Origin of the sequence: Streptococcus mitis (assembly GCF_946190375.1) — a bacterium.
In the GTDB taxonomy this organism is placed as follows: domain Bacteria; phylum Bacillota; class Bacilli; order Lactobacillales; family Streptococcaceae; genus Streptococcus; species Streptococcus mitis_CJ.
Window position 1 is genome coordinate 19,266 of sequence record NZ_CAMIAF010000012.1, and the last position, 25,550, is coordinate 44,815.

27 protein-coding genes are annotated in these 25,550 nt (G+C 40.4%); 20 read left to right on the top strand and 7 right to left on the bottom strand.

What is annotated here, in order from left to right; translation table 11 throughout:
- Nucleotides 1-3: 3 nt before the first annotated feature.
- From N8M09_RS06750 to ilvD, 3 genes are all read left to right on the top strand, one after another.
- Entirely contained in the window at nucleotides 4-861 is an 858-nt protein-coding gene (locus N8M09_RS06750; RefSeq protein WP_261063955.1) for a transketolase, read from the top strand.
- Complete coding sequence (locus tag N8M09_RS06755; RefSeq protein ID WP_112444836.1) at nucleotides 858-1,790, top strand: transketolase family protein; 933 nt, start codon at nucleotides 858-860, stop codon at nucleotides 1,788-1,790. Before N8M09_RS06750 ends, N8M09_RS06755 begins: the two co-directional genes overlap by 4 nt.
- A gap of 232 nt (nucleotides 1,791-2,022) precedes the next feature.
- Nucleotides 2,023-3,726, top strand: a complete 1,704-nt coding sequence (gene ilvD / locus N8M09_RS06760) for a dihydroxy-acid dehydratase (protein WP_000137346.1) — start codon at nucleotides 2,023-2,025, stop codon at nucleotides 3,724-3,726.
- A gap of 60 nt (nucleotides 3,727-3,786) precedes the next feature.
- Here ilvD and N8M09_RS06765 read toward each other — a convergent pair whose 3' ends face one another.
- Entirely contained in the window at nucleotides 3,787-4,128 is a 342-nt protein-coding gene (locus N8M09_RS06765; RefSeq protein ID WP_023944033.1) for a metal-sulfur cluster assembly factor, read from the bottom strand.
- Between the two features lie 123 nt (nucleotides 4,129-4,251).
- Here N8M09_RS06765 and N8M09_RS06770 point away from each other — a divergent pair, with 123 nt between their 5' ends.
- Nucleotides 4,252-5,103: a helix-turn-helix domain-containing protein gene (locus N8M09_RS06770; RefSeq protein WP_261064661.1), complete on the top strand. Its 852-nt coding sequence runs from the start codon at nucleotides 4,252-4,254 to the stop codon at nucleotides 5,101-5,103.
- Between the two features lie 199 nt (nucleotides 5,104-5,302).
- The gene (locus tag N8M09_RS06775) at nucleotides 5,303-6,550 is read left to right on the top strand and encodes an MFS transporter (protein WP_261064662.1); all 1,248 of its coding nucleotides are present in this window, start codon (nucleotides 5,303-5,305) and stop codon (nucleotides 6,548-6,550) included.
- Here the strand turns inward: N8M09_RS06775 and N8M09_RS06780 are convergent.
- A complete protein-coding gene (locus N8M09_RS06780; protein WP_000694304.1) occupies nucleotides 6,547-6,693 on the bottom strand; it encodes a hypothetical protein in 147 nt (48 codons plus the stop codon). The two genes, N8M09_RS06775 and N8M09_RS06780, sit on opposite strands and share 4 nt — an antisense overlap.
- A gap of 86 nt (nucleotides 6,694-6,779) precedes the next feature.
- Here N8M09_RS06780 and hisS point away from each other — a divergent pair, with 86 nt between their 5' ends.
- The 13 genes from hisS (at nucleotide 6,780) to N8M09_RS06845 (ending at nucleotide 15,631) form a co-directional block, all read left to right on the top strand.
- Nucleotides 6,780-8,060 carry a histidine--tRNA ligase gene (gene hisS / locus N8M09_RS06785; protein ID WP_070479542.1) on the top strand — a complete coding sequence of 427 codons (1,281 nt, stop codon included), beginning with the start codon at nucleotides 6,780-6,782 and terminating at the stop codon, nucleotides 8,058-8,060.
- A complete protein-coding gene (locus N8M09_RS06790) occupies nucleotides 8,060-8,524 on the top strand; it encodes a hypothetical protein (RefSeq protein ID WP_261064687.1) in 465 nt (154 codons plus the stop codon). Before hisS ends, N8M09_RS06790 begins: the two co-directional genes overlap by 1 nt.
- A gap of 9 nt (nucleotides 8,525-8,533) precedes the next feature.
- On the top strand, nucleotides 8,534-8,740 hold the full coding sequence (locus tag N8M09_RS06795; protein WP_020900531.1) for a helix-turn-helix transcriptional regulator: 207 nt from the start codon (nucleotides 8,534-8,536) through the stop codon (nucleotides 8,738-8,740).
- Complete coding sequence (locus N8M09_RS06800; RefSeq protein ID WP_023944022.1) at nucleotides 8,740-8,928, top strand: hypothetical protein; 189 nt, start codon at nucleotides 8,740-8,742, stop codon at nucleotides 8,926-8,928. The genes N8M09_RS06795 and N8M09_RS06800 overlap by 1 nt, the downstream gene beginning before the upstream one ends.
- Nucleotides 8,915-9,112 carry a hypothetical protein gene (locus N8M09_RS06805; protein WP_049524715.1) on the top strand — a complete coding sequence of 66 codons (198 nt, stop codon included), beginning with the start codon at nucleotides 8,915-8,917 and terminating at the stop codon, nucleotides 9,110-9,112. Before N8M09_RS06800 ends, N8M09_RS06805 begins: the two co-directional genes overlap by 14 nt.
- A 2-nt stretch (nucleotides 9,113-9,114) precedes the next feature.
- Nucleotides 9,115-9,465, top strand: coding sequence for a PspC domain-containing protein (locus N8M09_RS06810; RefSeq protein ID WP_049524716.1), 351 nt, complete (start codon nucleotides 9,115-9,117; stop codon nucleotides 9,463-9,465).
- 13 nt (nucleotides 9,466-9,478) lie between these two features.
- Nucleotides 9,479-10,219, top strand: a complete 741-nt coding sequence (locus tag N8M09_RS06815) for a DUF3169 family protein (RefSeq protein ID WP_261064663.1) — start codon at nucleotides 9,479-9,481, stop codon at nucleotides 10,217-10,219.
- A 10-nt stretch (nucleotides 10,220-10,229) separates the two neighbouring features.
- Nucleotides 10,230-11,054, top strand: coding sequence for an ABC transporter ATP-binding protein (locus tag N8M09_RS06820; RefSeq protein ID WP_261064664.1), 825 nt, complete (start codon nucleotides 10,230-10,232; stop codon nucleotides 11,052-11,054).
- Nucleotides 11,047-11,745, top strand: a complete 699-nt coding sequence (locus N8M09_RS06825; protein WP_261064665.1) for an ABC transporter permease — start codon at nucleotides 11,047-11,049, stop codon at nucleotides 11,743-11,745. Before N8M09_RS06820 ends, N8M09_RS06825 begins: the two co-directional genes overlap by 8 nt.
- A 9-nt stretch (nucleotides 11,746-11,754) precedes the next feature.
- Entirely contained in the window at nucleotides 11,755-12,393 is a 639-nt protein-coding gene (locus tag N8M09_RS06830; RefSeq protein WP_261064666.1) for a CPBP family intramembrane glutamic endopeptidase, read from the top strand.
- A 17-nt stretch (nucleotides 12,394-12,410) separates the two neighbouring features.
- Nucleotides 12,411-12,641 carry a hypothetical protein gene (locus N8M09_RS06835; protein WP_033682917.1) on the top strand — a complete coding sequence of 77 codons (231 nt, stop codon included), beginning with the start codon at nucleotides 12,411-12,413 and terminating at the stop codon, nucleotides 12,639-12,641.
- A 307-nt stretch (nucleotides 12,642-12,948) separates the two neighbouring features.
- Nucleotides 12,949-14,712 carry an aspartate--tRNA ligase gene (aspS, locus tag N8M09_RS06840; RefSeq protein WP_261064667.1) on the top strand — a complete coding sequence of 588 codons (1,764 nt, stop codon included), beginning with the start codon at nucleotides 12,949-12,951 and terminating at the stop codon, nucleotides 14,710-14,712.
- Nucleotides 14,690-15,631, top strand: coding sequence for a YitT family protein (locus N8M09_RS06845; RefSeq protein WP_049524721.1), 942 nt, complete (start codon nucleotides 14,690-14,692; stop codon nucleotides 15,629-15,631). The genes aspS and N8M09_RS06845 overlap by 23 nt, the downstream gene beginning before the upstream one ends.
- A 28-nt stretch (nucleotides 15,632-15,659) precedes the next feature.
- Here the strand turns inward: N8M09_RS06845 and N8M09_RS06850 are convergent, their stop codons facing one another.
- The 5 genes from N8M09_RS06850 to N8M09_RS06870 form a co-directional block, all read right to left on the bottom strand.
- Nucleotides 15,660-16,646, bottom strand: a complete 987-nt coding sequence (locus tag N8M09_RS06850) for a LacI family DNA-binding transcriptional regulator (protein ID WP_112444810.1) — start codon at nucleotides 16,644-16,646, stop codon at nucleotides 15,660-15,662.
- Nucleotides 16,647-16,655: 9 nt separating this feature from the next.
- Nucleotides 16,656-17,456 carry a DUF1189 domain-containing protein gene (locus N8M09_RS06855; RefSeq protein WP_261064668.1) on the bottom strand — a complete coding sequence of 267 codons (801 nt, stop codon included), beginning with the start codon at nucleotides 17,454-17,456 and terminating at the stop codon, nucleotides 16,656-16,658.
- 262 nt (nucleotides 17,457-17,718) lie between these two features.
- On the bottom strand, nucleotides 17,719-18,561 hold the full coding sequence (locus N8M09_RS06860; RefSeq protein WP_001065648.1) for a sugar ABC transporter permease: 843 nt from the start codon (nucleotides 18,559-18,561) through the stop codon (nucleotides 17,719-17,721).
- Between the two features lies 1 nt (nucleotide 18,562).
- Nucleotides 18,563-19,855: a sugar ABC transporter permease gene (locus tag N8M09_RS06865; protein ID WP_061759676.1), complete on the bottom strand. Its 1,293-nt coding sequence runs from the start codon at nucleotides 19,853-19,855 to the stop codon at nucleotides 18,563-18,565.
- Between the two features lie 109 nt (nucleotides 19,856-19,964).
- Nucleotides 19,965-21,236, bottom strand: a complete 1,272-nt coding sequence (locus tag N8M09_RS06870) for an extracellular solute-binding protein (RefSeq protein WP_000095466.1) — start codon at nucleotides 21,234-21,236, stop codon at nucleotides 19,965-19,967.
- Between the two features lie 485 nt (nucleotides 21,237-21,721).
- On the opposite strand from N8M09_RS06870, the gene malQ reads away from it, so the two are divergent.
- A complete protein-coding gene (gene malQ, locus N8M09_RS06875) occupies nucleotides 21,722-23,239 on the top strand; it encodes a 4-alpha-glucanotransferase (protein WP_261064669.1) in 1,518 nt (505 codons plus the stop codon).
- Nucleotides 23,240-23,264: 25 nt separating this feature from the next.
- Nucleotides 23,265-25,523 carry a glycogen/starch/alpha-glucan family phosphorylase gene (glgP, locus tag N8M09_RS06880; RefSeq protein ID WP_261064670.1) on the top strand — a complete coding sequence of 753 codons (2,259 nt, stop codon included), beginning with the start codon at nucleotides 23,265-23,267 and terminating at the stop codon, nucleotides 25,521-25,523.
- Nucleotides 25,524-25,550: the final 27 nt, after the last annotated feature.

Here is a 25,550-nt window from a genome sequence, read left to right on the forward strand (position 1 = left end):
GGGATGATTTTAAGTGAAAATAGAGAAGATGAGTTAAGAAAATTTGCAACAAAAATCCGATTAAATACTCTTAGAACATTGAATCATCTTGGATTTGGCCATTATGGAGGGAGTCTGTCTATAGTAGAAGTTTTAGCGGTGCTTTATGGTGAAATAATGCCGATGACTCCAGAAATATTTGCATCACGAGATAGAGATTATTTTGTTTTATCCAAGGGACATGCTGGACCAGCTTTGTACAGCACACTCTATTTGAATGGTTTCTTTGACAAAGAATTATTATATTCTTTAAATACAAATGGAACCAAATTACCGTCTCATCCTGATAGAAATCTAACGCCGGGCATAGATATGACAACTGGCTCTCTAGGACAAGGAATTAGTGTCGCAACCGGACTTGCATATGGTCAGAGAATAAGAAAAAGTCCCTTTTATACATATGCCATTGTTGGAGATGGTGAGTTAAATGAGGGACAATGTTGGGAGGCTATACAGTTTGCTTCTCATCAACAGTTATCTAATTTAATTGTATTTGTAGACGATAACAAAAAACAATTAGATGGTTTTACAAAGGATATTTGTAATCCAGGAGATTTTGTAGAAAAATTCTCAGCATTTGGATTTGAATCCATTAGGGTCAATGGTTCAGATATTAGAGAAATTTATGAAGGGATTGTTCAATTAAAACAGTCAAATAATTCATCACCTAAGTGTATTGTATTAGATACTATTAAAGGTCAGGGGGTTCAAGAGCTGGAAGAAATGAAATCCAATCATCATCTTCGCCCTACTGTAGAGGAGAGACAAATGTTAACTTCAGTTGTAGAAAGATTAAGTCAGGAATTGGAGGAAACAGAATGATGAGAAGTACGAAAGAATTACGACATGTGTATAGAGATTTCCTTCTAGAGGCTAACCAAAGTTATTCTGATATAGTAGTTTTAGAAGCAGACTTGTCAAGTTCTATGGCTACTAATAATCTTGAAAAGGACTTTGGAGACCGTTATGTGAATGTTGGAATAATGGAAGCAGAAATGGTCGGGCTTGCAGCAGGTTTATCTATTCAGGGGTTTAGACCTTATCTTCATACATTTGGCCCTTTTGCTTCACGAAGAGTATTTGATCAATTATTTATTTCTCTTGGGTACGCACAATTGGATGCCACTGTGATTGGCTCAGATGCAGGAGTAACGGCAGAGATGAATGGTGGAACACATATGCCATTTGAAGAAATTGGATTGTTACGTTTAATTCCTAAATCGATCATTTTTGAAGCAACTGATGATATCCAATTTCGTGAAATCTTGAACCAGACATTAGACTTAAAAGGACTAAAATATATTCGAACAATTAGAAAGGCTCCAGAGGCTGTATATCAAGGTGGAGAAGATTTTTCTAAAGGCTACATTGAGTTAAGACACGGTGAAGATGTTGTAATAGTTGCTTCTGGCATAATGGTTGCTCCAAGTATTCGAGTTGCGGATGAACTGTCTAAATTAGGTTATTCAGTAGGTGTGATAGATTTATTTAGAATTAAACCGATACCAGAACAGATAAAAACAATGTTAAGTGGAAAAACTATATTTACTGTAGAAAACCACAATCAGATAGGTGGAATTGGCAGTGCTTTATGTGAATTATTCTCTGATGATGGAATAACAAAAATTCATCGGATGGGTGTTCAAGAAAGATTTGGTCAAGTAGGGAAAATGGATTATCTTCTTAATGAGTACGGTTTGAGTGAATCGAATATAAAAGAGAAAGTTCTAGAGTTTTATAATGCAAGATAGATGTTAAATACACTTATCTGAAAGAATTTCTGTAAAAATTACATTATGTTATTTAAAGCAAGCGGATTAAAAAGCATATTCTGGTCATCAGAAAGTGCACTAATCCGCTTTGTTGTTTTTAATTTTAAATATTTCATATGTATATAGAATTTTCTGAAAATTCAAGAATTTTCTTCTGTTCATTGCTTTTAAAATGTGCTATAATAGTAAAAACTGAAATGGGAGGGAACAAATGACTGAATTAGATAAACGTCACCGCAGTAGCATTTATGACAGCATGGTTAAATCACCAAACCGTGCCATGCTTCGTGCGACTGGTATGACAGATAAGGACTTTGAAACACCGATTGTGGGAGTGATTTCAACTTGGGCGGAAAATACGCCATGTAACATCCACTTGCATGATTTTGGAAAATTAGCGAAAGAAGGTGTCAAATCGGCAGGTGCTTGGCCTGTACAGTTTGGTACCATTACCGTAGCGGACGGGATTGCTATGGGAACGCCTGGTATGCGTTTCTCTCTAACATCTCGTGATATCATTGCGGACTCTATCGAAGCGGCTATGGGTGGTCACAACGTTGATGCCTTCGTCGCTATCGGTGGCTGTGACAAGAACATGCCTGGTTCTATGATTGCCATTGCCAATATGGATATTCCAGCTATTTTCGCCTATGGTGGGACTATTGCACCGGGAAATCTTGATGGCAAAGACATTGACTTGGTTTCTGTTTTTGAGGGTATCGGAAAATGGAACCACGGTGACATGACAGCTGAGGACGTGAAGCGTCTTGAATGTAATGCCTGCCCTGGCCCTGGTGGCTGTGGTGGTATGTACACAGCTAATACCATGGCGACCGCTATCGAAGTTCTCGGTATGAGTTTGCCAGGGTCTTCATCTCACCCAGCTGAATCAGCTGACAAGAAAGAAGACATCGAAGCAGCAGGACGTGCTGTTGTTAAGATGCTGGAGCTTGGTCTCAAACCATCAGATATCTTGACTCGTGAAGCCTTTGAAGATGCCATCACTGTAACTATGGCTCTTGGTGGTTCTACAAATGCCACTCTTCACTTGCTTGCCATTGCCCATGCGGCTAATGTTGATTTGTCACTTGAGGACTTCAATACAATCCAAGAACGTGTGCCTCACTTGGCCGACTTGAAACCATCTGGTCAGTATGTCTTCCAAGACCTCTACGAAGTCGGTGGTGTGCCTGCGGTTATGAGATATCTCTTGGCAAATGGTTTCCTTCATGGTGACCGCATCACATGTACTGGTAAGACAGTTGCTGAGAACTTAGCTGACTTTGCAGACCTCACACCAGGTCAAAAAGTCATTATGCCGCTTGAAAATCCTAAACGTGCGGATGGTCCGCTTATCATCTTGAACGGGAACCTTGCCCCTGATGGTGCGGTTGCTAAAGTATCAGGTGTTAAAGTGCGTCGTCACGTTGGTCCAGCTAAGGTCTTTGACTCAGAAGAAGATGCTATCCAGGCCGTTCTGACAGATGAAATCGTTGATGGCGATGTAGTCGTTGTTCGTTTCGTTGGACCTAAAGGTGGTCCTGGTATGCCTGAGATGCTGTCACTTTCATCAATGATTGTTGGTAAAGGTCAAGGAGACAAGGTTGCCCTCTTGACAGACGGACGTTTCTCTGGTGGTACTTATGGTCTAGTTGTTGGGCATATCGCTCCTGAAGCTCAGGATGGTGGACCAATTGCCTATCTCCGTACAGGCGATATCGTTACGGTTGACCAAGATACCAAAGAAATTTCCATGGCCGTATCCGAAGAAGAACTTGAAAAACGCAAGGCAGAAACAACCTTGCCACCACTTTACAGCCGTGGTGTCCTCGGTAAATATGCCCACATCGTATCATCTGCTTCACGCGGAGCTGTGACAGACTTCTGGAATATGGACAAGTCAGGTAAAAAATAAACTTAAAAAGCAAGCCAATCTCGGCTTGCTTTTTTTCATCTTCAAAAGTGATCTTCCTGCTTAACGAGGTGGCAGTCCAAGGGCAATGCGGCCGTAGCGACTGATTCGTGTGATTTTCCAAGCAGGCGACCAGGTAACTTCAACTTTGACATCTTCGATACCCTCAATTTGTTTCAGACCTGCAACAATTTCGATAGGCAGGCTTTCGGCGCAATCACAGGCAGTATCTGTGAAGGTCATGACAATCTTACAGAGACCCGTTTCGTCCAGATTGATTTCATAGATAAGTCCTAGATTGTAAACATCCAATTCCACATCTGTATCAAAAACCTTCTCTAGTTTTTCGATAATTTGGTCTTGTATGGCCAAAGCACGGTCATTGATTTTGATATCGTCTCTCATTACAGTCCCTCCACGTGATAAATATCCTCTATTTTCTCATAATTCTGACAATTTGGCAAGTTTTTGATGAATTTTCTGAAAAATATGATAAAATGAAGAAAATACGGAATCAAGGGGAAGCCTATGGAGCAGATTGGAAAAGTCTTTAGACAATTACGAGAGTCAAGAAATATCTCGCTGAGACAAGCAACTGGGGGACAATTTTCGCCGTCTATGTTATCCCGCTTTGAAACAGGTCAGAGTGAACTTTCGGTAGAAAAGTTTCTATTTGCCCTAGAAAATATATCTGCCAGTGTGGAGGAAATCCTCTTTCTGGCGAGAGGTTTTCAGTATGATACAGATTCTGAGTTGAGAAAAGAAATCATAGATGTCTTGGATCCAAAGAATATAGCTCTGCTTGAGGACTTGTATCGCAGGGAGTATCAAAAGCATGCCCATTCTCAAAACAAACAGAAACATATTCTAAATGCCATTATTATCAAGTCTTATATGAAGAGTATGGATGAAAGGGTAGAGTTAACGGCAGAGGAAGTAAAAGTCCTTCATGATTACCTGTTTTCTACCGAGATTTGGGGAATCTATGAACTCAATTTATTTTCAGTCAGTTCACCATTCTTATCTGTTTCTCTTTTCACTAGGTATGTTAGAGAGATGGTACGTAAATCTGATTTTCTAATGGAAGTGTCTGGCAATCGAAACCTGTTTCACACTATACTATTGAATGACTTTTTAGCCAGCATTGAGTGTGAAGAATTTACCAATGCCTCTTATTTTAAACGTGTTATCAAAGAGCATTTCTACAATGAAAATGAAACCTATTTCCGAATTGTCTATTTGTGGGCGGAAGGTCTCCTTGATAGCAAGCAAGGCAGAGTCAAGGAAGGTCAGAAAAAGATGGAGGATGCTGTCCGTATTTTTGAGATGCTTGGTTGCAACAAATCTGCCAATTACTATAGAAAAACTCCCGATTCTTGAATATCTGCAAACTAAGAAAATTATTTGAAATTTGAAGCGATAGAACTGTTGGGCTCTCTCGTGTCACTGGAGAAATTCTATCGTTTCTTTTTGCTCATTTCATTTGTTGCATATATTCAAAAGTTTTTCTCTAGAATTTCTAAGTGCTATACTATAGTCATACTTCACATAAAACTTCGAACAAGAAGGGAGATTATCTATGAAAGTATTGTTCAGAAATCAAGCTTATCGTCTCTTGACTTTGTCACGCTTCTTCAATGCTTTTGGTGCTTCGATTTTCAACCTGGTATTTATCGTCTATGCATCGACCTTGCCACAAGCCTCTTTTGCTGTTGCTATGGCGAATATTGTCATGATTCTTCCGACTCTCTTTACAGTTTTTGTAGGGATTCGGGCAGATTACACGAGGAACAAGGTCAAATGGATGGTCTATAGCGGTTTGTTTCAGGCGGTTTTATTTTTTCTGGCAGCCCTAGTTGTTCAGCAAGCTAGTCTCTTTGCCTTTTCTAGCCTGTGTTTAACCAATGTCATTAGTGATGTCATCAGTGATTTTGCTGGTGGTTTGCGCATGCCTCTTATTAAGGAAAAAGTAGCTGAAGAGGATTTGATGGAGGCTTATTCTTTTTCCCAGTTTATCACCTATATTTCAGCTATTGGTGGTCAAGCTTTTGGAGTTTGGCTCTTAGGTCTATCGGTCAACAATTTTTCTCTCGTTGCGGGAATCAATGCCTGCTTTTTCCTCGTATCAGCCTCTATTCTCTTTTTAGGAAAAAGCAAATTAAGCCTGTCAATTTCATCTGCTGATGGTGAATCACTTAAAAATGAGAATCTATCTATCAAAGACCAGTTCCTAACGATTTATCGGAATTTACGTCTCGTTTTTCTTAAAGGTGGACAGAAAAACTTTGGTTTTATGCTCTTTGCTGTCTTGCTTATCAATGCCTTGGGTGGCGCTTTGGGTGGAATTTATAATATCTTCTTTTTGAGCCATTCTCTCTTGAATTTTTCTTACACAGAGGCACTATTTATCAGTCAATTCTGTGCTTTGTTAGCAGTCATCATCAGTAGCCTTACGGGCAATGATTATTTTGGGAAGCAGTCCCTGCCTAGATTGATGATGTGGGCTACTGTAGGACTCAGTCTAATTGGTCTGGCTAACGTATTTAATCAAGTTGTGCTTGGTTTGCTATTTCTCTTTTTAACTCTGTATGTGTCTGGTAAAGTTTCACCAAAGATTAGTGCCATGCTCATGAAAAATCTAGCTCCAGAGGTTCTGGCTCGTACCAGTAATTTTTTAGGTTTATTGTTTACCCTATCCATACCTGTGGGAACAGCCTGTTTTTCACTTGTAGCTGTATGGAATATACAGTTGACTTGGATGCTATTTGTTGGTCTTTCCTTGTTGGCTATTCTTTTGACAGGTCTTAATCTCAAAAATGATATCTAATACTCTTCGAAAATCTCTTCAAACCACGTCAGTGTCGCCTTACCGTAGATATGGTTACTGACTTCGTCAGTTCTATCCACAACCTCAAAACACTGTTTTGAGCAACCTGCGGCTAACTTCCTAGTTTGCTTTTTGATTTTCATTGAGTATAAATCCTAATTTTTTTCTTACTGTTTTAATCCTTTTATTTATGGTAAAATAAGACTATTAAGTTTAAAGAGGATTCCCTATGAAATTACAAAAACCAAAAGGAACGCAGGATATCTTGCCTGCTGAGTCTGCCAAATGGCAGTACGTTGAGGGCTTTGCCCGTGAGATTTTCAAGCGCTATAACTACGCAGAAGTGCGCACGCCTATTTTTGAGCATTACGAGGTTATCAGTCGCTCTGTCGGAGATACAACGGATATCGTAACCAAGGAAATGTACGATTTCTATGACAAGGGTGACCGTCATATTACCCTCCGTCCAGAAGGAACTGCGCCCGTTGTCCGTTCCTATGTGGAAAATAAACTCTTCGCCCCAGAAGTGCAAAAGCCAAGTAAGTTCTACTATATGGGACCTATGTTCCGTTATGAGCGTCCACAGGCAGGGCGTTTGCGCCAGTTCCACCAGATTGGTGTTGAGTGTTTTGGCTCTAGCAATCCAGCTACCGATGTGGAAACCATCGCGATGGCAGCCCATTTCTTGAAAGAAATTGGCATCCAAGGTGTCAAACTACACCTCAATACGCTTGGAAATCCTGAGAGCCGTGCGGCTTATCGTCAAGCCTTGATTGACTATTTGACACCGCTCAAGGAGACCTTGTCTAAGGATAGCCAGCGTCGCTTGGAGGAAAACCCTCTCCGTGTCTTGGACTCTAAGGAAAAAGAAGACAAGGTGGCAGTGGAGAATGCACCGTCTATCTTGGATTTCCTTGATGAAGAAAGCCAAGCTCATTTTGATGCGGTGCGTCAGATGTTGGAAAATCTTGGGGTAGACTATATCATCGATACCAATATGGTGCGTGGTCTGGACTACTACAACCACACCATTTTCGAGTTTATCACTGAGATCGAGGGCAATGACTTGACCGTCTGTGCGGGTGGTCGTTACGATGGTTTGGTTGCCTACTTTGGTGGTCCTGAAACTGCTGGCTTTGGTTTTGGACTTGGTGTAGAGCGCCTGCTTCTCATTCTTGAAAAGCAAGGTGTGGCCCTCCCTATCGAAAATGCCCTAGATGTCTATATTGCAGTCTTGGGAGAAGGAGCAAATGTTAAGGCCTTGGAATTGGTACAGGCTCTTCGCCAACAAGGTTTCAAAGCAGAGCGTGATTACCTCAACCGTAAGCTCAAAGCTCAGTTCAAGTCAGCCGATGTCTTTGCGGCTAAGACCCTCATCACTCTAGGTGAGAGCGAAGTCGAAAGCGGACAAGTGACGGTCAAGAACAACCAAACACGAGAAGAAGTGCAAGTATCACTTGATGCTATCAGCCAAAACTTCTCAGAAATCTTTGAAAAATTAGGCTTTTAATAGTAGATAAACTGGTCAGGATTTTACTCCTGACCTTTTTCTTTTGCAAAATGACAAAAATCATAAACTTTTTGACAAATATGATTGTCAAAAAGAAAAAGATGTGTTACAATATAATCAAGTTAAGAGAAAAGGAGCAGGGAACGATTATGTGGGCATTAGGATTTGTACCTCTTGTGATTATGTTTTATCTCTATCATACCCAAAGGGTCAAGAAATTAGAGAATAAAATCAAAAGAATTGAGCAAAAACAGAAAGGAAATAAAGAAATGTCAAGATTATTAAAAGAATTGATTGGGAAAACACCGACAATCGTTGGACAAGTTTTTGGAACAGATAACTGGGAAGTTGTAGATGTAGATGAGGAATGGGTCAAGCTACGTCGTGTTAATAAAAAAGGAAAAGAAAAATTCAAACTACAACGCATTGAGGATATCCAGACAGTTGAATTTGACGGAGAGTAGGTGTGTAACATGCAACTTAAAAATCGTCTAAAAGAGCTTCGAGCTCGCGATGGTCTCAATCAAACCGAACTAGCTAAGCTAGCAGAGGTTTCCAGACAGACCATTAGCCTACTAGAACGGGATGAGTACACCCCGTCCATTATCATTGCCCTGAAAATATCTCAAATTTTCAACGAAACAGTCGAATCGGTATTTCGCTTGGAGGAGGATGAGTGATGAACATGTATAGAGTGGTTTATTATATGAGTGTTCTTGCCCTTATTGTGAATGCCTTGGCTATGATTGGAACATTACTGGGTTGGTTCTATTTTGTTGAAAGTAAGTATTTGTTTTGGATTAACTTAGTCCTCTTGTCCATTTTCAATCGGTTGAAGAAAAAGGAGAAAGATGATGAACAAGTATAAAGTAATCTATTATGTAGTTGCCATAGCTCTATTAGTCAGCGTGTTTCTACTGATTGGGATGGACCTAGGCTGGTTTAGTCCCTATCAAAGTGACAAATTTGTTTGGGCCTATTTTGCCCTCATACCAGTAATTGAATGGATTGAAAAGAAATCAAAAAATCTAGCAAGTGAAAAAGGAGAATGAATATGAAAGAGTTTTTAGCAGGTTTTCAAGTAGATACTGAGAACAAAGAACTTGCAGGTGTCTGTGCAGGTTTAGGAAATTATTTTAATATCAAGACTAACGTCATCCGTTTAGTAGCAATTTTGCTGTTTCTTTCGTCAACAGAGTTTGGGATTTTAACAGTCATCCTATATGCTTATCTAGCAGGCTGGCTTGGGAGAGATCCTTTAGGAGAAGGGGCGAAAAAAGCAAGAAACCAAGCTATTCTCTTGTTTGCTGTTTGTTTGATTTTAGTATCACTTGGAACAGAGGGTTTGACAGCAATTTATGAATCAGGTAAAGCCTTTGGTCAGTGGTTAGTTGGATTGGTTTAGAAAGAGGTTGAATATGAAAAAGAATAAGAAACGTGGATTGTTATTTTTAATGTCTGTTGTCTTGGGAGGTTTCTTGGGCATGTTTGTAGGGATGTTTAAGGCACGTACTGAATCCCACGAAATTATGTTAGATGTGAAAGTCTTGATACCATGGATATCAGGTATTTGTTTACTGATAGGTTTCATTAGTCTTCTTTTGACTTTCAATTTCCTAAAGAAAAGCAGAAAATTTCACTCCTTGTATCAAGAGGAAATTGATGATGATCTGAACGAAACCTATTATGTGCAGATGTATCGGAATCTCGAGTTTGGAACTATTGCTTTTAATAGTGCAAGCGTAGCGATTTTATTGGCTCTCTTCATTTCAGGAAGTGAAGTAATTGTACTCGATATAAGCCATATAACCTTATCCCTTTCCTTTTTGGGATTAGTGTTGGTTTTCAATGCTCAAAATTATCTTTTTAAGACTATTGCGATTGTTCGTCAGATTAGTTTGGTGTTTTTCTCTACACCAAAGGATATCTTGGAGCATTTCGATTCTTACGATGAAGGGGAGCGCAAGGCTAATTTGGAACAGAGTTTTCGGATTTTATTCCAATTAAATAACTATGTCTTGCCAGGTCTCTACTTTCTGATTGCTCTCTTTTCTTTGCTGACAGGAGAGATTCAGCTACTAGCCTTCTTGCTTGTAGGAGCCATCCATATTTATATTAATGTGATGCAGTTACCTATGGTGAAACGTTATTTCAAATAAAGGAGTTTCTATGATTCGTGTTGAAAATGTAAGCAAAAGTTTTGGGAGCAAAAAAGCTCTTCATCAGATTTCTTTTGAAATTAAGGAGGGTGAAATCTTTGGTTTTCTTGGCCCTTCTGGCTCAGGTAAAACAACCATGATCAATGTCTTGACAGGTCAGTTGGCTGCAGATCAAGGTAAAACAGTTTTGTTAGGCAAGAATTCTCAAGATTTAACCTCAAATGATTTGGAACAAATTGGCATTGTTAGTGATGGCAGTGGTTTTTATGAAAAGATGAGTCTTTACAAAAATCTGCTCATTTACGCTAAGTTATATGGCCTCAAGGCAGATAGAGTACATCAGGTGCTCCAACAGGTTGGATTGGCAGATGCTAGAGATATTATCGCAGAAAAACTATCTACAGGAATGAAACAACGAATGTTCTTGGCTCGTGCCCTTCTGAATGCTCCTAAGATTCTCTTTCTAGATGAGCCAACCAGTGGCTTAGACCCTACAACATCTAAGATGATTCATACCCTACTTCAAGAATTAAAGCAGGCGGGGACAACTATCTTTCTGACCACGCATGATATGAATGAAGCAACTCTGCTTTGTGATCGCTTATCTCTTTTAAATAAGGGAAACTTAATAGAGTATGGAAGTCCACAAGATATTATCCAGAAGTATCATGTGGATAAGAAAGTACATGTGGTTTATAACGATGGACGAGAACAGATAGTTCCATTTGAAGAATTGCCACATTTAGACACGACAGATTTGATGGTGGTTCACTCTTGTGAGCCGACACTAGAAGAAATCTTTATCAGATTAACAGGAGAAAAGTTAGATGTTTAGAAAATTAAATGCCCTACTATGGTTAAGATTACAAGTTCTTATTAGCAATTCAAGTTTGTTAGCAACTTTATTGATGCCTTTTGGTATTGCTGTTCTATATAATGAATTTTCAAATAAGAATGGACAATTGAGCCTATTTTTACTATCTGCTAGCTTGACGATGGTCTTGAGCATGGGAAGTGGTTATATGGTATCGATTATGATGGCAGAAGATAAGGAAAAACGAAATCTTAAATCACTCATTCTAAGTGGTGTGACAGCAACAGAATATACTTTCAGTATGCTCGTTCTTCCTATTTTGATAATGTTGGTTGCTATGATTGTACTTCCCATCTATCTTAAAGTAGATGTATCTGGTTATTTATTTGCCTATGCTATCTATTTGCTCCTAGCAACGATTTGTATTATTTTTCTCAACCTTCTAATCGGTGCGGTATCAGATACTCAATCTAAAGCGCAAGTTTATAGTATCTTCCCTATGTTAATTGTCTCTTTTTTACCTATGATTGCTCTTCAAAATGATACGGCTCAAAAAGTGTTGGATTATTCGTTCATCGGTCCTATTGTAAATCTTTTAAATAAAAAAGGTGGGGAAATATCTTTTTCTAATATCGGCATGTTACTTGCCTGGGTACTTGTGTTAGGAATAGCAAACCTCTTTGTATTGAAAAATAGCTATAAAGCAAGATAGGAGATTTATATGAAACTACTTAAAAACATTGGCTGGTTTCTTCTAGCCATTCTATCCTTTTTCTTTGGCTATGGTCTGGTTCAGAGTATGGCTCTGTCAGCTCTTGGACTAGGGGCTTCGATATATGGAGTTTTACCACTTTATGTCGTCCTGTCAGGAGCCTATGTTTATGGAATTTACAGATGGTATCAGACAGAAAAGGTTAGCATCCAGACGACTGCTTTTAATCGTCATATCTGGTTGCCTACTCTGGTTTTGCTAGTGGCTATTACAGCCCAGTTCTTTTTACCAGAAGATCCGTCGGTCAGTCAACAAATCGTATCTCAACTGACAGTGGAACAGCCTGCATTTGGTTTCTTTATGGTGGTGGTCTTTGCTCCTTTGACGGAAGAACTTATCTTTAGAGGGATGCTGGCACGTTATCTCTTTCCTAAGCAGGACAAGAGCAAACAGGTTCTGTTTCTTCTGGTATCTAGTGTTCTATTTGCCTTGATTCATTCTCCAGGAACTTTGCAACAGTTTTTAGTTTATGCTAGTCTAGGATTGAGTTTGGGTCTGGCTTATGTAAGCCGAAAAGGTCTGATCTACAGTATTTCTCTCCACGCTTTGAATAATTTAGTCAGCTTTTTGATGATTCTCATGCTATAATAGAGTCAGGAGGTCACATGAAACGAGTAATTTTATTAGCAGTGATTCAAGCAGTTGTTCTATTTTTCATCATTGGAGCGCTAGCTTATGCCTTTAAGGGAGATTTCTTCTATAGCCATTTAGCAGTGGTCTTTGCCCCTATTGCCGGTATCTGGCGTTTTGGGACAGCTTACACAACGGAAATCGTCTTGCCTCGAAAGGCAGCCGAAATTGCTGAAAAGCGTAAAGCAGGCAAAAATTCAAAATAAGAGAGTCCGATGAAGTTCATCGGATTTTTGTATTATACTCAATGAAAATCAAAGAGCAAACTAGGAAACTAGCCGCAGGTTGCTCAAAGCACAGCTTTGAGGTTGGAGATAGAACTGACGAAGTCAGTAACATATACTTACGGCAAGGCGACGTTGACGTGGTTTGAAGAGATTTTCGAAGAGTATTAGCGCTAATTTTTAGAGCCTTCATTTGATTTTTAAAGACAGGCAAACTTTTCTGATGATTTTCATGAAGAGCCTGCGCTTTTATGGTAAAATAGTAACAGAATAAAAGAGGAGAGAAACAATGAAACGTAGTATGTATGCTGGTCGTGTTCGTGAGGAACACATCGGACAAGAAATTACCTTGAAAGGATGGGTTAGCCGTCGTCGTGACCTTGGTGGTTTGATCTTTATCGACCTTCGTGACCGTGAAGGGATCATGCAGTTGGTTATCAACCCTGAAAAAGTATCTGCAGAGGTCATGGCAACAGCTGAAAGCCTTCGTAGTGAGTTTGTCATCGAGGTGACTGGACAAGTCGTTGCGCGTGAACAAGCCAATGATAAGTTGTCAACAGGTGCAGTTGAGTTAAATGTAACAGCTTTGACAGTGCTCAATACAGCTAAAACAACACCATTTGAGATTAAGGATGGCATTGAGGCCAATGACGATACACGTTTGCGTTACCGTTACCTTGACCTTCGCCGTCCAGAAATGTTGGAAAATCTTAAACTTCGTGCTAAGGTGACCCACTCTATCCGTAATTATTTGGATGAGTTGGAGTTTATCGATGTGGAGACACCATTCCTTTCTAAGTCAACACCAGAAGGTGCGCGTGACTATTTGGTGCCATCTCGTGTCAATAAAGGGCATTTTTACGCTCTTCCTCAAAGTCCACAAATCACGAAACAGCTCTTGATGAATGCTGGTTTTGACCGTTATTACCAAATCGTTAAATGTTTCCGTGATGAGGACTTGCGCGGAGACCGCCAGCCGGAGTTTACTCAGGTCGACTTGGAAACATCCTTCCTTACTGAGCAAGAAATCCAAGACATCACAGAAGGCTTGATTGCGCGCGTGATGAAGGAAACTAAAGGCATCGAAGTGACGCTTCCATTCCCTCGTATGAAATACGATGACGCTATGGCTCTTTACGGTTCTGATAAACCTGATACGCGTTTTGACATGTTGCTTCAGGATTTGACAGCAGTGGTCAAAGGTGTAGACTTCAAAGTCTTTTCAGAAGCACCTGCTGTGAAAGCGATTGTGGTCAAAGGAGCTGCGGACAACTATTCACGTAAAGACATCGACAAGATGACTGAAGTAGCCAAGCAGTATGGTGCCAAGGGTCTTGCTTGGGTCAAGGTCGTTGATGGAGAATTAAACGGACCAGTTGCCAAGTTCTTGACTAGCATTCAAGCAGAATTGACAACAGCACTTGCTCTTGAAGATAAGGACTTGGTTCTCTTTGTGGCGGATACGCTTGAAGTGGCCAATGCAACTCTTGGTGCCCTTCGTGGACGTATTGCCAAAGAGCTTGGCTTGATTGATAACAATAAATTTAACTTCCTTTGGGTGGTTGACTGGCCAATGTTTGAATGGTCTGAAGAAGAAGGTCGCTACATGAGCGCCCACCATCCATTCACACTTCCACAGGAAGAGACTGCTCACGAATTAGAAGGTGATTTGGCTAAGGTTCGTGCCATTGCTTACGATATCGTCTTGAACGGTTATGAGCTTGGTGGTGGTAGCCTTCGTATCAACCAAAAAGACCTTCAAGAACGCATGTTCAAGGCTCTTGGTTTCTCAGCTGAAGAAGCTAATGATCAGTTTGGTTTCCTTCTTGAAGCCATGGACTATGGTTTCCCACCACACGGTGGCTTGGCTATCGGACTTGACCGATTTGTTATGTTGCTTGCAGGAGAAGAAAATATCCGTGAAGTTATTGCCTTTCCTAAGAACAACAAGGCAACTGACCCAATGACACAAGCTCCATCAACAGTCGCTCTTAAACAACTAGAGGAACTCAGCTTACAAGTAGAAGAAGATGAAACAAGCAAAACGAATTAAGCGGTGGCGCTATTATCTGCGCCGCTTTGCTCATCAGATAAAAATTTTACGTGTCTTACAAAGCATCTCTCGCGAAAAATATGATGAGAAGATTTCGGCCTCTCTGGTCTATGGATTTCTATCAGCAGTAGCGGTCAATTTCTTTTTCCAACCAGGGCATGTGTATTCGAGTGGTGCGACAGGTCTGGCACAGATTATCTCTGCCTTGAGTAATCACTGGTTTGGTTTTCATATTCCGATTTCGCTAACCTTCTACGCCATTAACTTCCCTTTGATGGTCTTAGCTTGGTATCAGATTGGTCATAAATTCACTGTCTTTACCTTTATCACGGTGTCCATGAGTTCCTTCTTTATCCAGTTTGTCCCTGTGGCAACCTTGACGGAGGATCCCATTATCAATGCCCTTTTTGGGGGCGTTGTTATGGGCTTGGGGATTGGTTTTGCTCTTCGCAACAATATCTCCAGTGGTGGGACGGATATCGTCAGTTTGACCATTCGCAAGAAAACAGGTAAGAATGTCGGTAGTATTTCTTTCTTGGTAAATGGGACCATCATGCTGATAGCAGGTTTGACCTTTGGTTGGAAATACGCTCTCTACTCTATGATTACCATCTTTGTCTCTAGCCGTGTGACAGATGCGGTCTTTACCAAGCAAAAACGCATGCAGGCCATGATTGTGACCAATCATCCAGATAAGGTAATTGAGAAAATCCATAAAAAATTGCACCGCGGAGCAACCATGATCCACGATGCAGAAGGAACCTATAATCACGAGAGAAAGGCAGTTTTAATTACTGTCATTACACGTGCAGAGTTTAATGAATTTAAACAGATTATGACACAAGTGGATCCAGGTGCCTTTGTCTCTGTATCTGAGAATGTTCATATTTTGGGACGATTCGTTGAAACAGAAAATTAGTGATAAAAAAACCAGCGCGAGCTGGTTTTTATTTTTCAATAATTTTGTGGGCGATTAACTGACGGTAACAAATTTGTTTATTGCTTTTAGCATCGCTGATAATCTGGAGAATAGTTTCAAAGGAAACACGACCAAGCTCCAAACTATTGATATCGACATAGGCTGCCAAGTTGAGCTTGGGATTGACTGAGTCGAAGCTGAGGACAGGGACATCCAGTTGGTGTTTTGCGATGTAATCACAGACCCCTGCAGCAAGGAGACTATCAATGGTAATAATAGCATCAATATTTGGATCGTGTTTGAAGAGAAGTCTACTAAAGCGATAACCATTATCTTCAAGAAATTCAGTAGCAAAGTAAGTCAGATTAGTATCGAGAGGAAGTTGGTGTTGTTTTAGAGCTAGCTCGTAACCTGTCAGACGGTCTTGTGTTACGAAGAGTCGCTTAGTCCCTCCGATAAAGGCAATTCGCTTGCATCCTTTTTTGATGAAATACTCTGTCGCATCAAAACCAGCTTGGACATTGTCATTATCGACAAGTGGAATGAAGGGAGATAGAGATTTACCTAAGATAAGGAAAGGAAATTGCTCGTCTGCTACTAACTTAACCAAAGGGTCCTCTTCTTGGGCATAGAGGAAAATCAAACCATCTACACGCTTACCATAGACCATCTGAGAAATAGCTTTAAGACGCTCTTTGGCATCTTTACCTGTTGCAATCTGAATAGCGTAGTGGTTTTCAGAAGCAACTTGAGCGATACCACGGAGGACAGATGGGAAGAAAGGATTTTGATAGAAGGCGTCTGAGTCATCAGGAAGCACTAAGCCGATAACTTGCGTATAACTGCTTACCAAACTGCGAGCATTGAGGTTGGGGTGGTAATTGAGCTCCTTCATCGCCTTGCGAACGCGTTTTTTAGTTTCGTCGCTAATGGTTGATTTATTTTGAATAACACGGGTTACGGTTGAAGGCGAAACACCAGCAGCCTTGGCCACGTCTTTAATCGTAACGGGCATAAAAATCTCCTATTTATGGTAATCTGGATCACGAAAATGCGTTTTATAAAAGATAGTGACCAGATAAAGGACAAAAAGAATATTTTGTATAGTGATGAGGTTTGACATATTTTGGCCAAACAATCCCAAAATAAGCGTAATCAGAGTCGGCAATCCTAAACAGTTCAAGATAAAATGGTAGCACTCTTTAAAGGTTTTAAATGAAAAGAGGCGTGATTTCTTAGTGATATAAAGGAGAAGACTAGCCCCTAGAGAGACGATAAAGAAATTCAAACCAAAGAGGAAGCTGGCACCGAGAACTAGGAAGAGACTGATATAGACACGATTTTGTTGGTACCAGTCTTTAGAAATCGCTTGGGTCAAGCTGTCTTTGCTTTTGAAACTCTCAGTCTCAATCGCCCGGTAAGAGATACGAGTCAGTTCCTTGCTTTCCTTGCTGATGACGAGCTCATTCGTATCGAAATGCAGTTGCAAGTCCTTAGGTAATTCCTTGCTTTGACTTGGACCGATTAAAAGAGAAGGGGCTTGACTAGCTGTTCCAGTATAAGTTAATTTGCCATCAACAATTGTAGCGTGTTCAGAGAGGTCCTGAACAACCTCATTTGTCAATGGTTCATAGACATTATCGATAAAGGTTTCTAGCGGATAAGTCTCCTGGGAGCTGTTTTGAATGGCAATTGGTACCATAGACAAGCTAATAAGGAAGATACTGGTAAAGAGAAGTTGAAACCAGTTGAGCCCGAAACGTTTGGACAGGGGCTTACGAAATCCCCAAATACTTGAAAAATAGGAAAATGGATATGGAAGCATAGGTATCTTTCTAAAAGGTGTTTTCTATATGAGTATTATTATATAGAGAAATGCGCTTTATTTCAAGTCTAGGAGAAAAATTGCTTGTTGTAAGGATATTACTTACAGTAACAATCGCTAATACTCAATGAAAATCAAAGAGCAAACTAGGAAGCTAGCCGTAGGCTACTCAAAGAACAGCTTTGAGGTTGCAGATAAAAGCTGATGTGGTTTGAAGAGATTTTCGAAGAGTATAAAATGAAAAAAGGGTGGCGGGGATAAATTATCCCTTGTCGCCACCACTTGTAAGTCCTGAAACAAAGTTCTTTTGTAGGAAGAAGAAGAGAATACAGATTGGAAGGGCGATGAGGATAGCACCTGCTGAGAAGTAGGCGATCTTCATGTTTTTCACATTGCTAACGAAGGTTTGGAGACCTACGGCAACAGTAAAGTATTCTTTCTCACGAAGCAAGAAACTAGAGAGGATGTAGTCCCCGAAAGGTCCCATGAAGGCCCAGAGAGCTTGTACGGCAACCATTGGGCGAACAAGTGGAAGAACAATTTGCCAGAAGCGACGGAAGTGTCCTGCACCGTCTAGTTTTGCAGATTCGTCTAGAGACATTGGCACTGTATCGAAGTAGCCTTTCATGAGCCAAGCATTCATCGGGATACCTCCACCAACGTAGAGGAAGATGAGGAACCAGCTGTGGTTAAGGGCGTTCAACATAAGTGCCATAACGAAGAAGGCTGTCAAAGCGGCCATGGTTGGCACCATTTGGATAATCAAGAAGAAGACCAAACTTTGTTTACGAGCCAAGAAGTTGTAACGGCTGTAGGCATAACCAGCAAGTACGATGATACTTGTTTGAACAACCATAGTAATCAAGGCTATAATCAAAGTATTGAGGTACCAAGTACCGTACAAGGTTTCAGTGAAGAGGCCTTTAAAGTTATCAAAATTGAGGTCGATATTAGTATCTAGTTTAAAGGCTGAGACGTTACCTGCTTTAAAGGCTGACATGATAGTAATCAAAAGTGGATAGATAATAACGATTGATAGGCCAATTAAGTAGAGGTAAGTAAGGGTTTGAGTCAGTCTACGTTTGAGTTTAATTGAGTTATTCATCTTAGACATCCTCCATATCAAATGCGTGTAGTTTCTTGAATGCGATCATAGAGATTGAGATGACAATGATAGAGATAATCAAGGTAACAGCTGCCGCCATTGAGTATTGAGGAGATGTACCTGTTGTCAAACGGTAGATCCATGAGATCAAGATATCGGTTGAACCAGCTCCCCCTCCGACACTACCAGGTCCTCCACCATTGAAGAGGTACATGATAGAGAAGTTGTTAAAGTTGAAGGTGTATTGGCTAATCAAAGTAGGTGCTGCAACAGCCAAGATCATTGGGAAAGTGATGTTGCGGAATTTTTGCCAAGCATTAGCACCGTCAATATAAGCTGCTTCGTAAAGGTCGTTAGGAATAGATTGTAAGATACCTAAAGTCAAAACGTAGATGTATGGGAATCCAAGCCAACCTTGCATCATAATCAAGGCAACCTTTGTCCAAGTAGGGTCTGTTTTCCAAGGAATAAGAGCACCATCAAGGAAAGGAAGGAATTTAGCAAAGATCGGCAAGACTTGGGTGTTGATAGCACCGACACTATCATTAAACATGTTTGAGAATGTCAAGATAGTGATGAAGGCTGGGACAGCCCAAGGAAGAAGGAAAATAACACCAAAGATACGTTTTCCTTTGATAAATGGCTGGTTAGCAATGATAGCTGTAAAGATACCAATCACGATCTGTAAAGTTGAGGCAGATAAAGCCCAGATGATAGTCCAAGAAAGAACAGAACCAAAGGCAGAACGGAAGGTACTCAAGCTCCAAATGTTTGTAAAGTTTGTCAAACCAACCCAGTCCAACAATTTGTTTGGTGGCAAGTGTTGGAAGTCGTAGTTGGTAAAAGCGATCATCAAGGTTACGATAACTGGGAAGATGATTGCAAAGGTCATAGCAATGTAAGATGGAATGATCAAGAGGTAAGGGAAGCCATTTTCATAGATTCCTTTGATCATTTCTTTAAAGGTAAGTGCTACTGGAATACCATTGTTAATGTGTTTAGCAGTTGTATGTGCATCTTTAATATTTGAGAAATAAAAGAGTACATAAACGACTACAAAGATTAAATGGAAGGCACCACGAATCAGCATAAAGAGGGAATTATCACGACCTGGCTTGTCACCAAGAGTGATGAGATTGCTCAATTCAGGGGCTGCAAGTGCTAGGAAATAAAGGACAAATACGATGGTTACACCAAGGAAGATAAAACCTTTGGCTTTTTGTTTATTGTAAATCTGTCCTAACCCAGGAATGATAGACAGCAGAGCTGCTTTACTAGGTTGTTGCTTTTCCATAATAACTCCTTTCATAGGATACTGGTTTCTAGATAAAACCTAAACTATTTGTGTTTTTGTTGATAAATTCAAAGGGGGATTTGATTTCCACCCCCCTTGAACAAATTTCTTATTCACCAAATTTTTGTTTGATTGTTTCTTTGATCAATGTTACAGCATCGTTAGCAGCTGTTTTAGCATCTTTCTTACCACTTACAGCTTCAAACAACATTGTTTTAGCTGGGTCCCAAACAGCTGACATTTGAGAGATGTTTGGCATTGGTTGAGCGTTCTTGAACTGTTTGATAACAGCTGTTGTCAACTCATCATTTTTACCTTCAGCGTATGAACGAGCTTCAGTGTTAGCTGGGATTTCATTAGTTTTATCGTAGAAGGCTTTTTGTTGTTCAGTTGAAACAAGGAAGTCTACAAATTTTTGAGCAGCTTCAAGGTTCTTAGTGCTTGATGGGATGATCCAAGCTTTACCACCACCAAATGCTGCGTAGTCTTTTCCGTTTGGAAGAGTTGGGATAGTTGCAACACCGTAGTTTACTTTAGCGTCTTTGAAGGCTTGAGCTTTCCAAGGTCCATCGATGATAGCAGCTGTTTTACCTTCTTGGAATTGAGTTTGGATTAGGTTTCCAGCTCCTTCAGTATCTTGCATACCTTTAGGCCATTTTTCATACCAAGTTTTAGCGTATTCTACACCTTTGATAGCGCCGTCGTTTGCAAGACCGATGTCTTTAGCGTCTTTACCGTTTTGTCCGAATACGTAACCGCCGTTACCAGCAAGAAGTCCGTATGCAAAGTAGAAGTTTGTCCAGTCAGCTAGGAAAGCAGAAGTTTTTCCATCTTCTCCAGCGAATGCGTATTTGCTATCTTTAGCAAGGTTTTCCAAGTCAGCAAATGTTTTTGGAGCTTCTTTTACCAAGTCTTTGTTGTAGTACATAACAAGTGACTCGATAACGGCAGGAGCACCGTAAACTTTACCGTCAGCAGCTGTTACAAGAGATTTAGTTTTATCATCTGTTTTAGCACCGTCGCTCAATTTCACTTCTGAAAGTTGTCCGTCAGTACCAAGGCTACCTACACGGTCGTATGGAGCCATCATAACGTCAGGAGCTTGACCTGATTGGTTGTCAAGAGAAAGTTTGTCAAGCCCACCCATTTGGTCACCAGATTTGATGTTAACTGTTGTTCCTGATTGTTCTTTATAAGCTTTAGCTACTGTTTCAGCATAAGCTTTGTATTGGTCCTCAACGTAAAGAGTGATTTCTTTCGCTTCAGATGAACCAGAATCAGCAGGTTTATCAGCAGTTTTGCTTCCGCAAGCTACCAAAAGCAAGCTAGCAAGTGTAGCAGTTCCAAGCACAGCAGCGCTCTTCATGAATTTAGATGACATAGTGTATTCCTCCTAAAGAATAACAAATTTTATAATGAGGAAACGCAAACGTTTTCCTTTATGGGACTAGTATAGCACAAATAGAAAACGGTTGCAAGTGTTTTTTGTAAAAATTTTAAAAAAATTTCACGAGAATGGTAAGCGTTTTATTTGTTTATAATAGAAGAAAAGTCGGAAAATATATTTTCATGATTTTACTGAAATTATTTAGGGAAACGATTGCCTAAATTTTGAGCAAAAAATAAATTGCTCTAGACCAAAAGTAAGCTAAGTTGGGCCTTCTATTTGTAGTTGAAGAAGATTTTGTAAATAGAAAAGGAAAATGTATATGTATACATAAAGAAGGACAACTTTTTTTAAAAAAATAATCAAAAAGTTTTTTAAAAACGCTTGCAATTGTCGGGGAAATACGCTATAATTATCTTAACGCAAACGTTTGCGCCCAAAAATGAAAATTTAAACTACAAATACACGAGGTGTTGTTTATGAAAAAACGTCAAAGTGGTGTGTTGATGCACATCTCTTCTCTTCCAGGAGCCTACGGAATCGGATCATTTGGTCAAAGTGCTTACGACTTCGTTGATTTCTTGGTCCGTACAAAACAACGTTACTGGCAAATCCTTCCGCTAGGAACAACTAGTTACGGGGATTCTCCTTACCAATCTTTCTCAGCCTTCGCGGGAAACACTCACTTTATCGATTTGGATATCTTGGTGGAGCAAGGTTTGTTGGAAGCAAGTGACCTTGAAGGAGTTGACTTTGGTAGCGATGCGTCTGAAGTTGACTATGCTAAGATTTACTATGCACGTCGTCCTCTTTTAGAAAAAGCGGTGAAACGTTTCTTTGAAGTCGGAGATGTTAAAGATTTTGAGAAATTTGCTCAAGACAACCAATCATGGCTTGAGCTCTTTGCTGAGTATATGGCTATCAAAGAGCATTTTGACAATCTTGCTTGGACTGAATGGCCAGATGCTGATGCTCGCGTTCGTAAAGCTTCAGCACTTGAAAGCTATCGTGAGAAATTGGCAGACAAGTTGGTTTACCACCGTGTGACTCAATACTTCTTCTTCCAACAATGGTTGAAATTGAAAGCTTACGCTAACGACAACCACATCGAAATCGTTGGAGACATGCCAATCTACGTAGCGGAAGATTCAAGCGATATGTGGGCAAATCCACATCTCTTCAAGACAGATGTCAACGGTAAGGCAACTTGCATCGCAGGATGCCCACCAGATGAGTTTTCTGCAACTGGTCAGCTTTGGGGTAACCCAATCTATGACTGGGAAGCAATGGACAAAGATGGTTACAAATGGTGGATTGAACGCTTGCGTGAAAGCTTCAAAATCTACGACATCGTTCGTATCGACCACTTCCGTGGTTTCGAATCTTACTGGGAAATCCCTGCTGGTTCCGATACGGCAGCACCTGGTGAGTGGGTCAAAGGTCCTGGCTACAAGCTTTTTGCAGCCGTTAAGGAAGAACTTGGTGAGCTAAACATCATCGCTGAAGACCTTGGCTTCATGACAGATGAAGTTATTGAGTTGCGTGAACGTACTGGATTCCCAGGAATGAAGATTCTTCAATTTGCCTTCAACCCAGAAGACGAAAGTATCGATAGCCCACACTTGGCACCTGCTAACTCAGTTATGTACACAGGAACACACGATAACAACACGGTCCTTGGTTGGTACCGTAACGAGATCGATGATGCGACTCGTGAGTACATGGCTCGCTACACGAACCGTAAAGAATACGAAACAGTGCCACACGCTATGCTTCGTACAGTCTTTTCATCAGTTAGCTTCATGGCAATTGCAACTATGCAAGATTTGCTTGAATTGGATGAGACAGCTCGTATGAACTTCCCATCTACCCTTGGTGGAAACTGGTCTTGGCGTATGACTGAAGATCAATTGACACCAGCTGTCGAGGAAGGTTTGCTTGACTTGACAACAATCTATCGCCGAATCAATGAAAATTTGGTAGAATTAAAGAAATAATACAATATCAGGAGACACCTTAAACATGTTATCACTACAAGAATTTGTACAAAATCGTTACAATAAAACCATTGCAGAATGTAGCAATGAAGAGCTTTACCTTGCTCTTCTTAACTACAGCAAGCTTGCAAGCAGCCAAAAACCAGTTAACACTGGTAAGAAAAAAGTTTACTACATCTCAGCTGAGTTCTTGATTGGTAAACTCTTGTCAAACAACTTGATCAACCTTGGTCTTTACGACGATGTCAAAAAAGAACTTGCAGCTGCAGGTAAAGACTTGATCGAAGTCGAAGAAGTTGAATTGGAACCATCTCTTGGTAATGGTGGTTTGGGACGTTTGGCTGCCTGCTTTATCGACTCAATTGCGACTCTTGGTTTGAATGGTGACGGTGTTGGTCTTAACTACCACTTTGGTCTTTTCCAACAAGTTCTTAAAAACAACCAACAAGAAACAATTCCAAATGCATGGTTGACAGAGCAAAACTGGTTGGTTCGCTCAAGCCGTAGCTACCAAGTACCATTTGCAGATTTTACTTTGACATCAACTCTTTACGATATTGATGTTACTGGTTATGAAACAGCAACTAAAAACCGCTTGCGTTTGTTTGACTTGGATTCAGTTGATTCTTCTATTATTAAAGATGGTATCAACTTTGACAAGACAGATATCGCTCGCAACTTGACTCTCTTCCTTTACCCAGATGATAGTGACCGTCAAGGTGAATTGCTCCGTATCTTCCAACAATACTTCATGGTTTCAAACGGTGCGCAATTGATCATCGACGAAGCAATCGAAAAAGGAAGCAACTTGCATGACCTTGCTGATTACGCAGTTGTACAAATCAACGATACTCACCCATCAATGGTTATCCCTGAATTGATCCGTCTTTTGACTGCACGTGGTATCGAGCTTGACGAAGCAATCTCAATCGTTCGTAGCATGACTGCCTACACTAACCACACAATCCTTGCTGAAGCCCTTGAAAAATGGCCTCTTGAATTCTTGCAAGAAGTGGTTCCTCACTTGGTACCAATCATCGAAGAATTGGACCGTCGCGTGAAAGCAGAATACAAAGATCCAGCTGTTCAAATTATCGATGAGAGCGGACGTGTTCACATGGCTCACATGGATATCCACTACGGATACAGTGTTAACGGGGTAGCGGCACTCCACACTGAAATCTTGAAGAACTCTGAGTTGAAAGCCTTCTACGACCTTTACCCAGAAAAATTCAACAACAAAACAAACGGTATTACTTTCCGTCGTTGGCTCATGCATGCTAACCCACGATTGTCTCACTACTTGGATGAGATTCTTGGAGAAGGTTGGCACCATGAAGCAGATGAGCTTGAAAAACTCTTGTCTTATGAAGACAAAGCAGCTGTCAAAGAAAAATTGGAAAGCATCAAGGCTCACAACAAACGTAAATTGGCTCGTCACTTGAAAGAACACCAAGGTGTAGAAATCAATCCAAACTCTATCTTTGATATCCAAATCAAACGTCTTCACGAGTACAAACGCCAACAAATGAACGCCTTGTACGTGATCCACAAATACCTTGACATCAAAGCTGGTAACATCCCTGCTCGTCCAATCACAATCTTCTTTGGTGGTAAGGCAGCTCCAGCCTATACAATCGCTCAAGACATCATCCACTTAATCCTTTGCATGTCAGAAGTTATTGCTAACGATCCAGCAGTAGCTCCACACTTGCAAGTAGTTATGGTTGAAAACTATAACGTTACTGCAGCAAGCTTCCTTATCCCAGCATGTGATATCTCAGAACAAATTTCACTTGCTTCTAAAGAAGCTTCAGGTACTGGTAACATGAAATTCATGTTGAACGGAGCTTTGACTCTTGGTACTATGGACGGCGCTAACGTGGAAATCGCTGAGTTGGTTGGAGACGAAAATATCTACATCTTTGGTGAAGATTCAGAAACTGTTATCGACCTTTACGCAAAAGCAGCTTACAAATCAAGCGAATTCTACGCTCGTAAAGCTATCAAACCATTGGTTGACTTCATCGTTAGCGATGCAGTTCTTGCAGCTGGAAACAAAGAGCGTTTGGAACGTCTTTACAATGAATTGATCAACAAAGACTGGTTCATGACTCTTCTTGACTTGGAAGACTACATCAAAGTCAAAGAGCAAATGTTGGCTGACTATGAAGACCGTGACGCATGGTTGGACAAAGTTATCGTTAACATTTCTAAAGCAGGATTCTTCTCATCTGACCGTACAATCGCTCAGTATAACGAAGATATCTGGCACTTGAACTAAGATACAAGTTTATATTAATACATTTTG

Bases quoted from the DNA above. Each gene is read 5' to 3' on its own strand.
- N8M09_RS06750 (WP_261063955.1), top strand. From the start codon at position 4: ATGATTTTAAGTGAAAATAGAGAAGATGAGTTAAGAAAATTTGCAACA.
- N8M09_RS06755 (WP_112444836.1), top strand. From the start codon at position 858: ATGATGAGAAGTACGAAAGAATTACGACATGTGTATAGAGATTTCCTT.
- ilvD (WP_000137346.1), top strand. From the start codon at position 2,023: ATGACTGAATTAGATAAACGTCACCGCAGTAGCATTTATGACAGCATG.
- N8M09_RS06765 (WP_023944033.1), bottom strand. From the start codon at position 4,128: ATGAGAGACGATATCAAAATCAATGACCGTGCTTTGGCCATACAAGAC.
- N8M09_RS06770 (WP_261064661.1), top strand. From the start codon at position 4,252: ATGGAGCAGATTGGAAAAGTCTTTAGACAATTACGAGAGTCAAGAAAT.
- N8M09_RS06775 (WP_261064662.1), top strand. From the start codon at position 5,303: ATGAAAGTATTGTTCAGAAATCAAGCTTATCGTCTCTTGACTTTGTCA.
- N8M09_RS06780 (WP_000694304.1), bottom strand. From the start codon at position 6,693: ATGAAAATCAAAAAGCAAACTAGGAAGTTAGCCGCAGGTTGCTCAAAA.
- hisS (WP_070479542.1), top strand. From the start codon at position 6,780: ATGAAATTACAAAAACCAAAAGGAACGCAGGATATCTTGCCTGCTGAG.
- N8M09_RS06795 (WP_020900531.1), top strand. From the start codon at position 8,534: ATGCAACTTAAAAATCGTCTAAAAGAGCTTCGAGCTCGCGATGGTCTC.
- N8M09_RS06800 (WP_023944022.1), top strand. From the start codon at position 8,740: ATGAACATGTATAGAGTGGTTTATTATATGAGTGTTCTTGCCCTTATT.
- N8M09_RS06805 (WP_049524715.1), top strand. From the start codon at position 8,915: ATGAACAAGTATAAAGTAATCTATTATGTAGTTGCCATAGCTCTATTA.
- N8M09_RS06810 (WP_049524716.1), top strand. From the start codon at position 9,115: ATGAAAGAGTTTTTAGCAGGTTTTCAAGTAGATACTGAGAACAAAGAA.
- N8M09_RS06815 (WP_261064663.1), top strand. From the start codon at position 9,479: ATGAAAAAGAATAAGAAACGTGGATTGTTATTTTTAATGTCTGTTGTC.
- N8M09_RS06820 (WP_261064664.1), top strand. From the start codon at position 10,230: ATGATTCGTGTTGAAAATGTAAGCAAAAGTTTTGGGAGCAAAAAAGCT.
- N8M09_RS06825 (WP_261064665.1), top strand. From the start codon at position 11,047: ATGTTTAGAAAATTAAATGCCCTACTATGGTTAAGATTACAAGTTCTT.
- N8M09_RS06830 (WP_261064666.1), top strand. From the start codon at position 11,755: ATGAAACTACTTAAAAACATTGGCTGGTTTCTTCTAGCCATTCTATCC.
- N8M09_RS06835 (WP_033682917.1), top strand. From the start codon at position 12,411: ATGAAACGAGTAATTTTATTAGCAGTGATTCAAGCAGTTGTTCTATTT.
- aspS (WP_261064667.1), top strand. From the start codon at position 12,949: ATGAAACGTAGTATGTATGCTGGTCGTGTTCGTGAGGAACACATCGGA.
- N8M09_RS06845 (WP_049524721.1), top strand. From the start codon at position 14,690: ATGAAACAAGCAAAACGAATTAAGCGGTGGCGCTATTATCTGCGCCGC.
- N8M09_RS06850 (WP_112444810.1), bottom strand. From the start codon at position 16,646: ATGCCCGTTACGATTAAAGACGTGGCCAAGGCTGCTGGTGTTTCGCCT.
- N8M09_RS06855 (WP_261064668.1), bottom strand. From the start codon at position 17,456: ATGCTTCCATATCCATTTTCCTATTTTTCAAGTATTTGGGGATTTCGT.
- N8M09_RS06860 (WP_001065648.1), bottom strand. From the start codon at position 18,561: ATGAATAACTCAATTAAACTCAAACGTAGACTGACTCAAACCCTTACT.
- N8M09_RS06865 (WP_061759676.1), bottom strand. From the start codon at position 19,855: ATGGAAAAGCAACAACCTAGTAAAGCAGCTCTGCTGTCTATCATTCCT.
- N8M09_RS06870 (WP_000095466.1), bottom strand. From the start codon at position 21,236: ATGTCATCTAAATTCATGAAGAGCGCTGCTGTGCTTGGAACTGCTACA.
- malQ (WP_261064669.1), top strand. From the start codon at position 21,722: ATGAAAAAACGTCAAAGTGGTGTGTTGATGCACATCTCTTCTCTTCCA.
- glgP (WP_261064670.1), top strand. From the start codon at position 23,265: ATGTTATCACTACAAGAATTTGTACAAAATCGTTACAATAAAACCATT.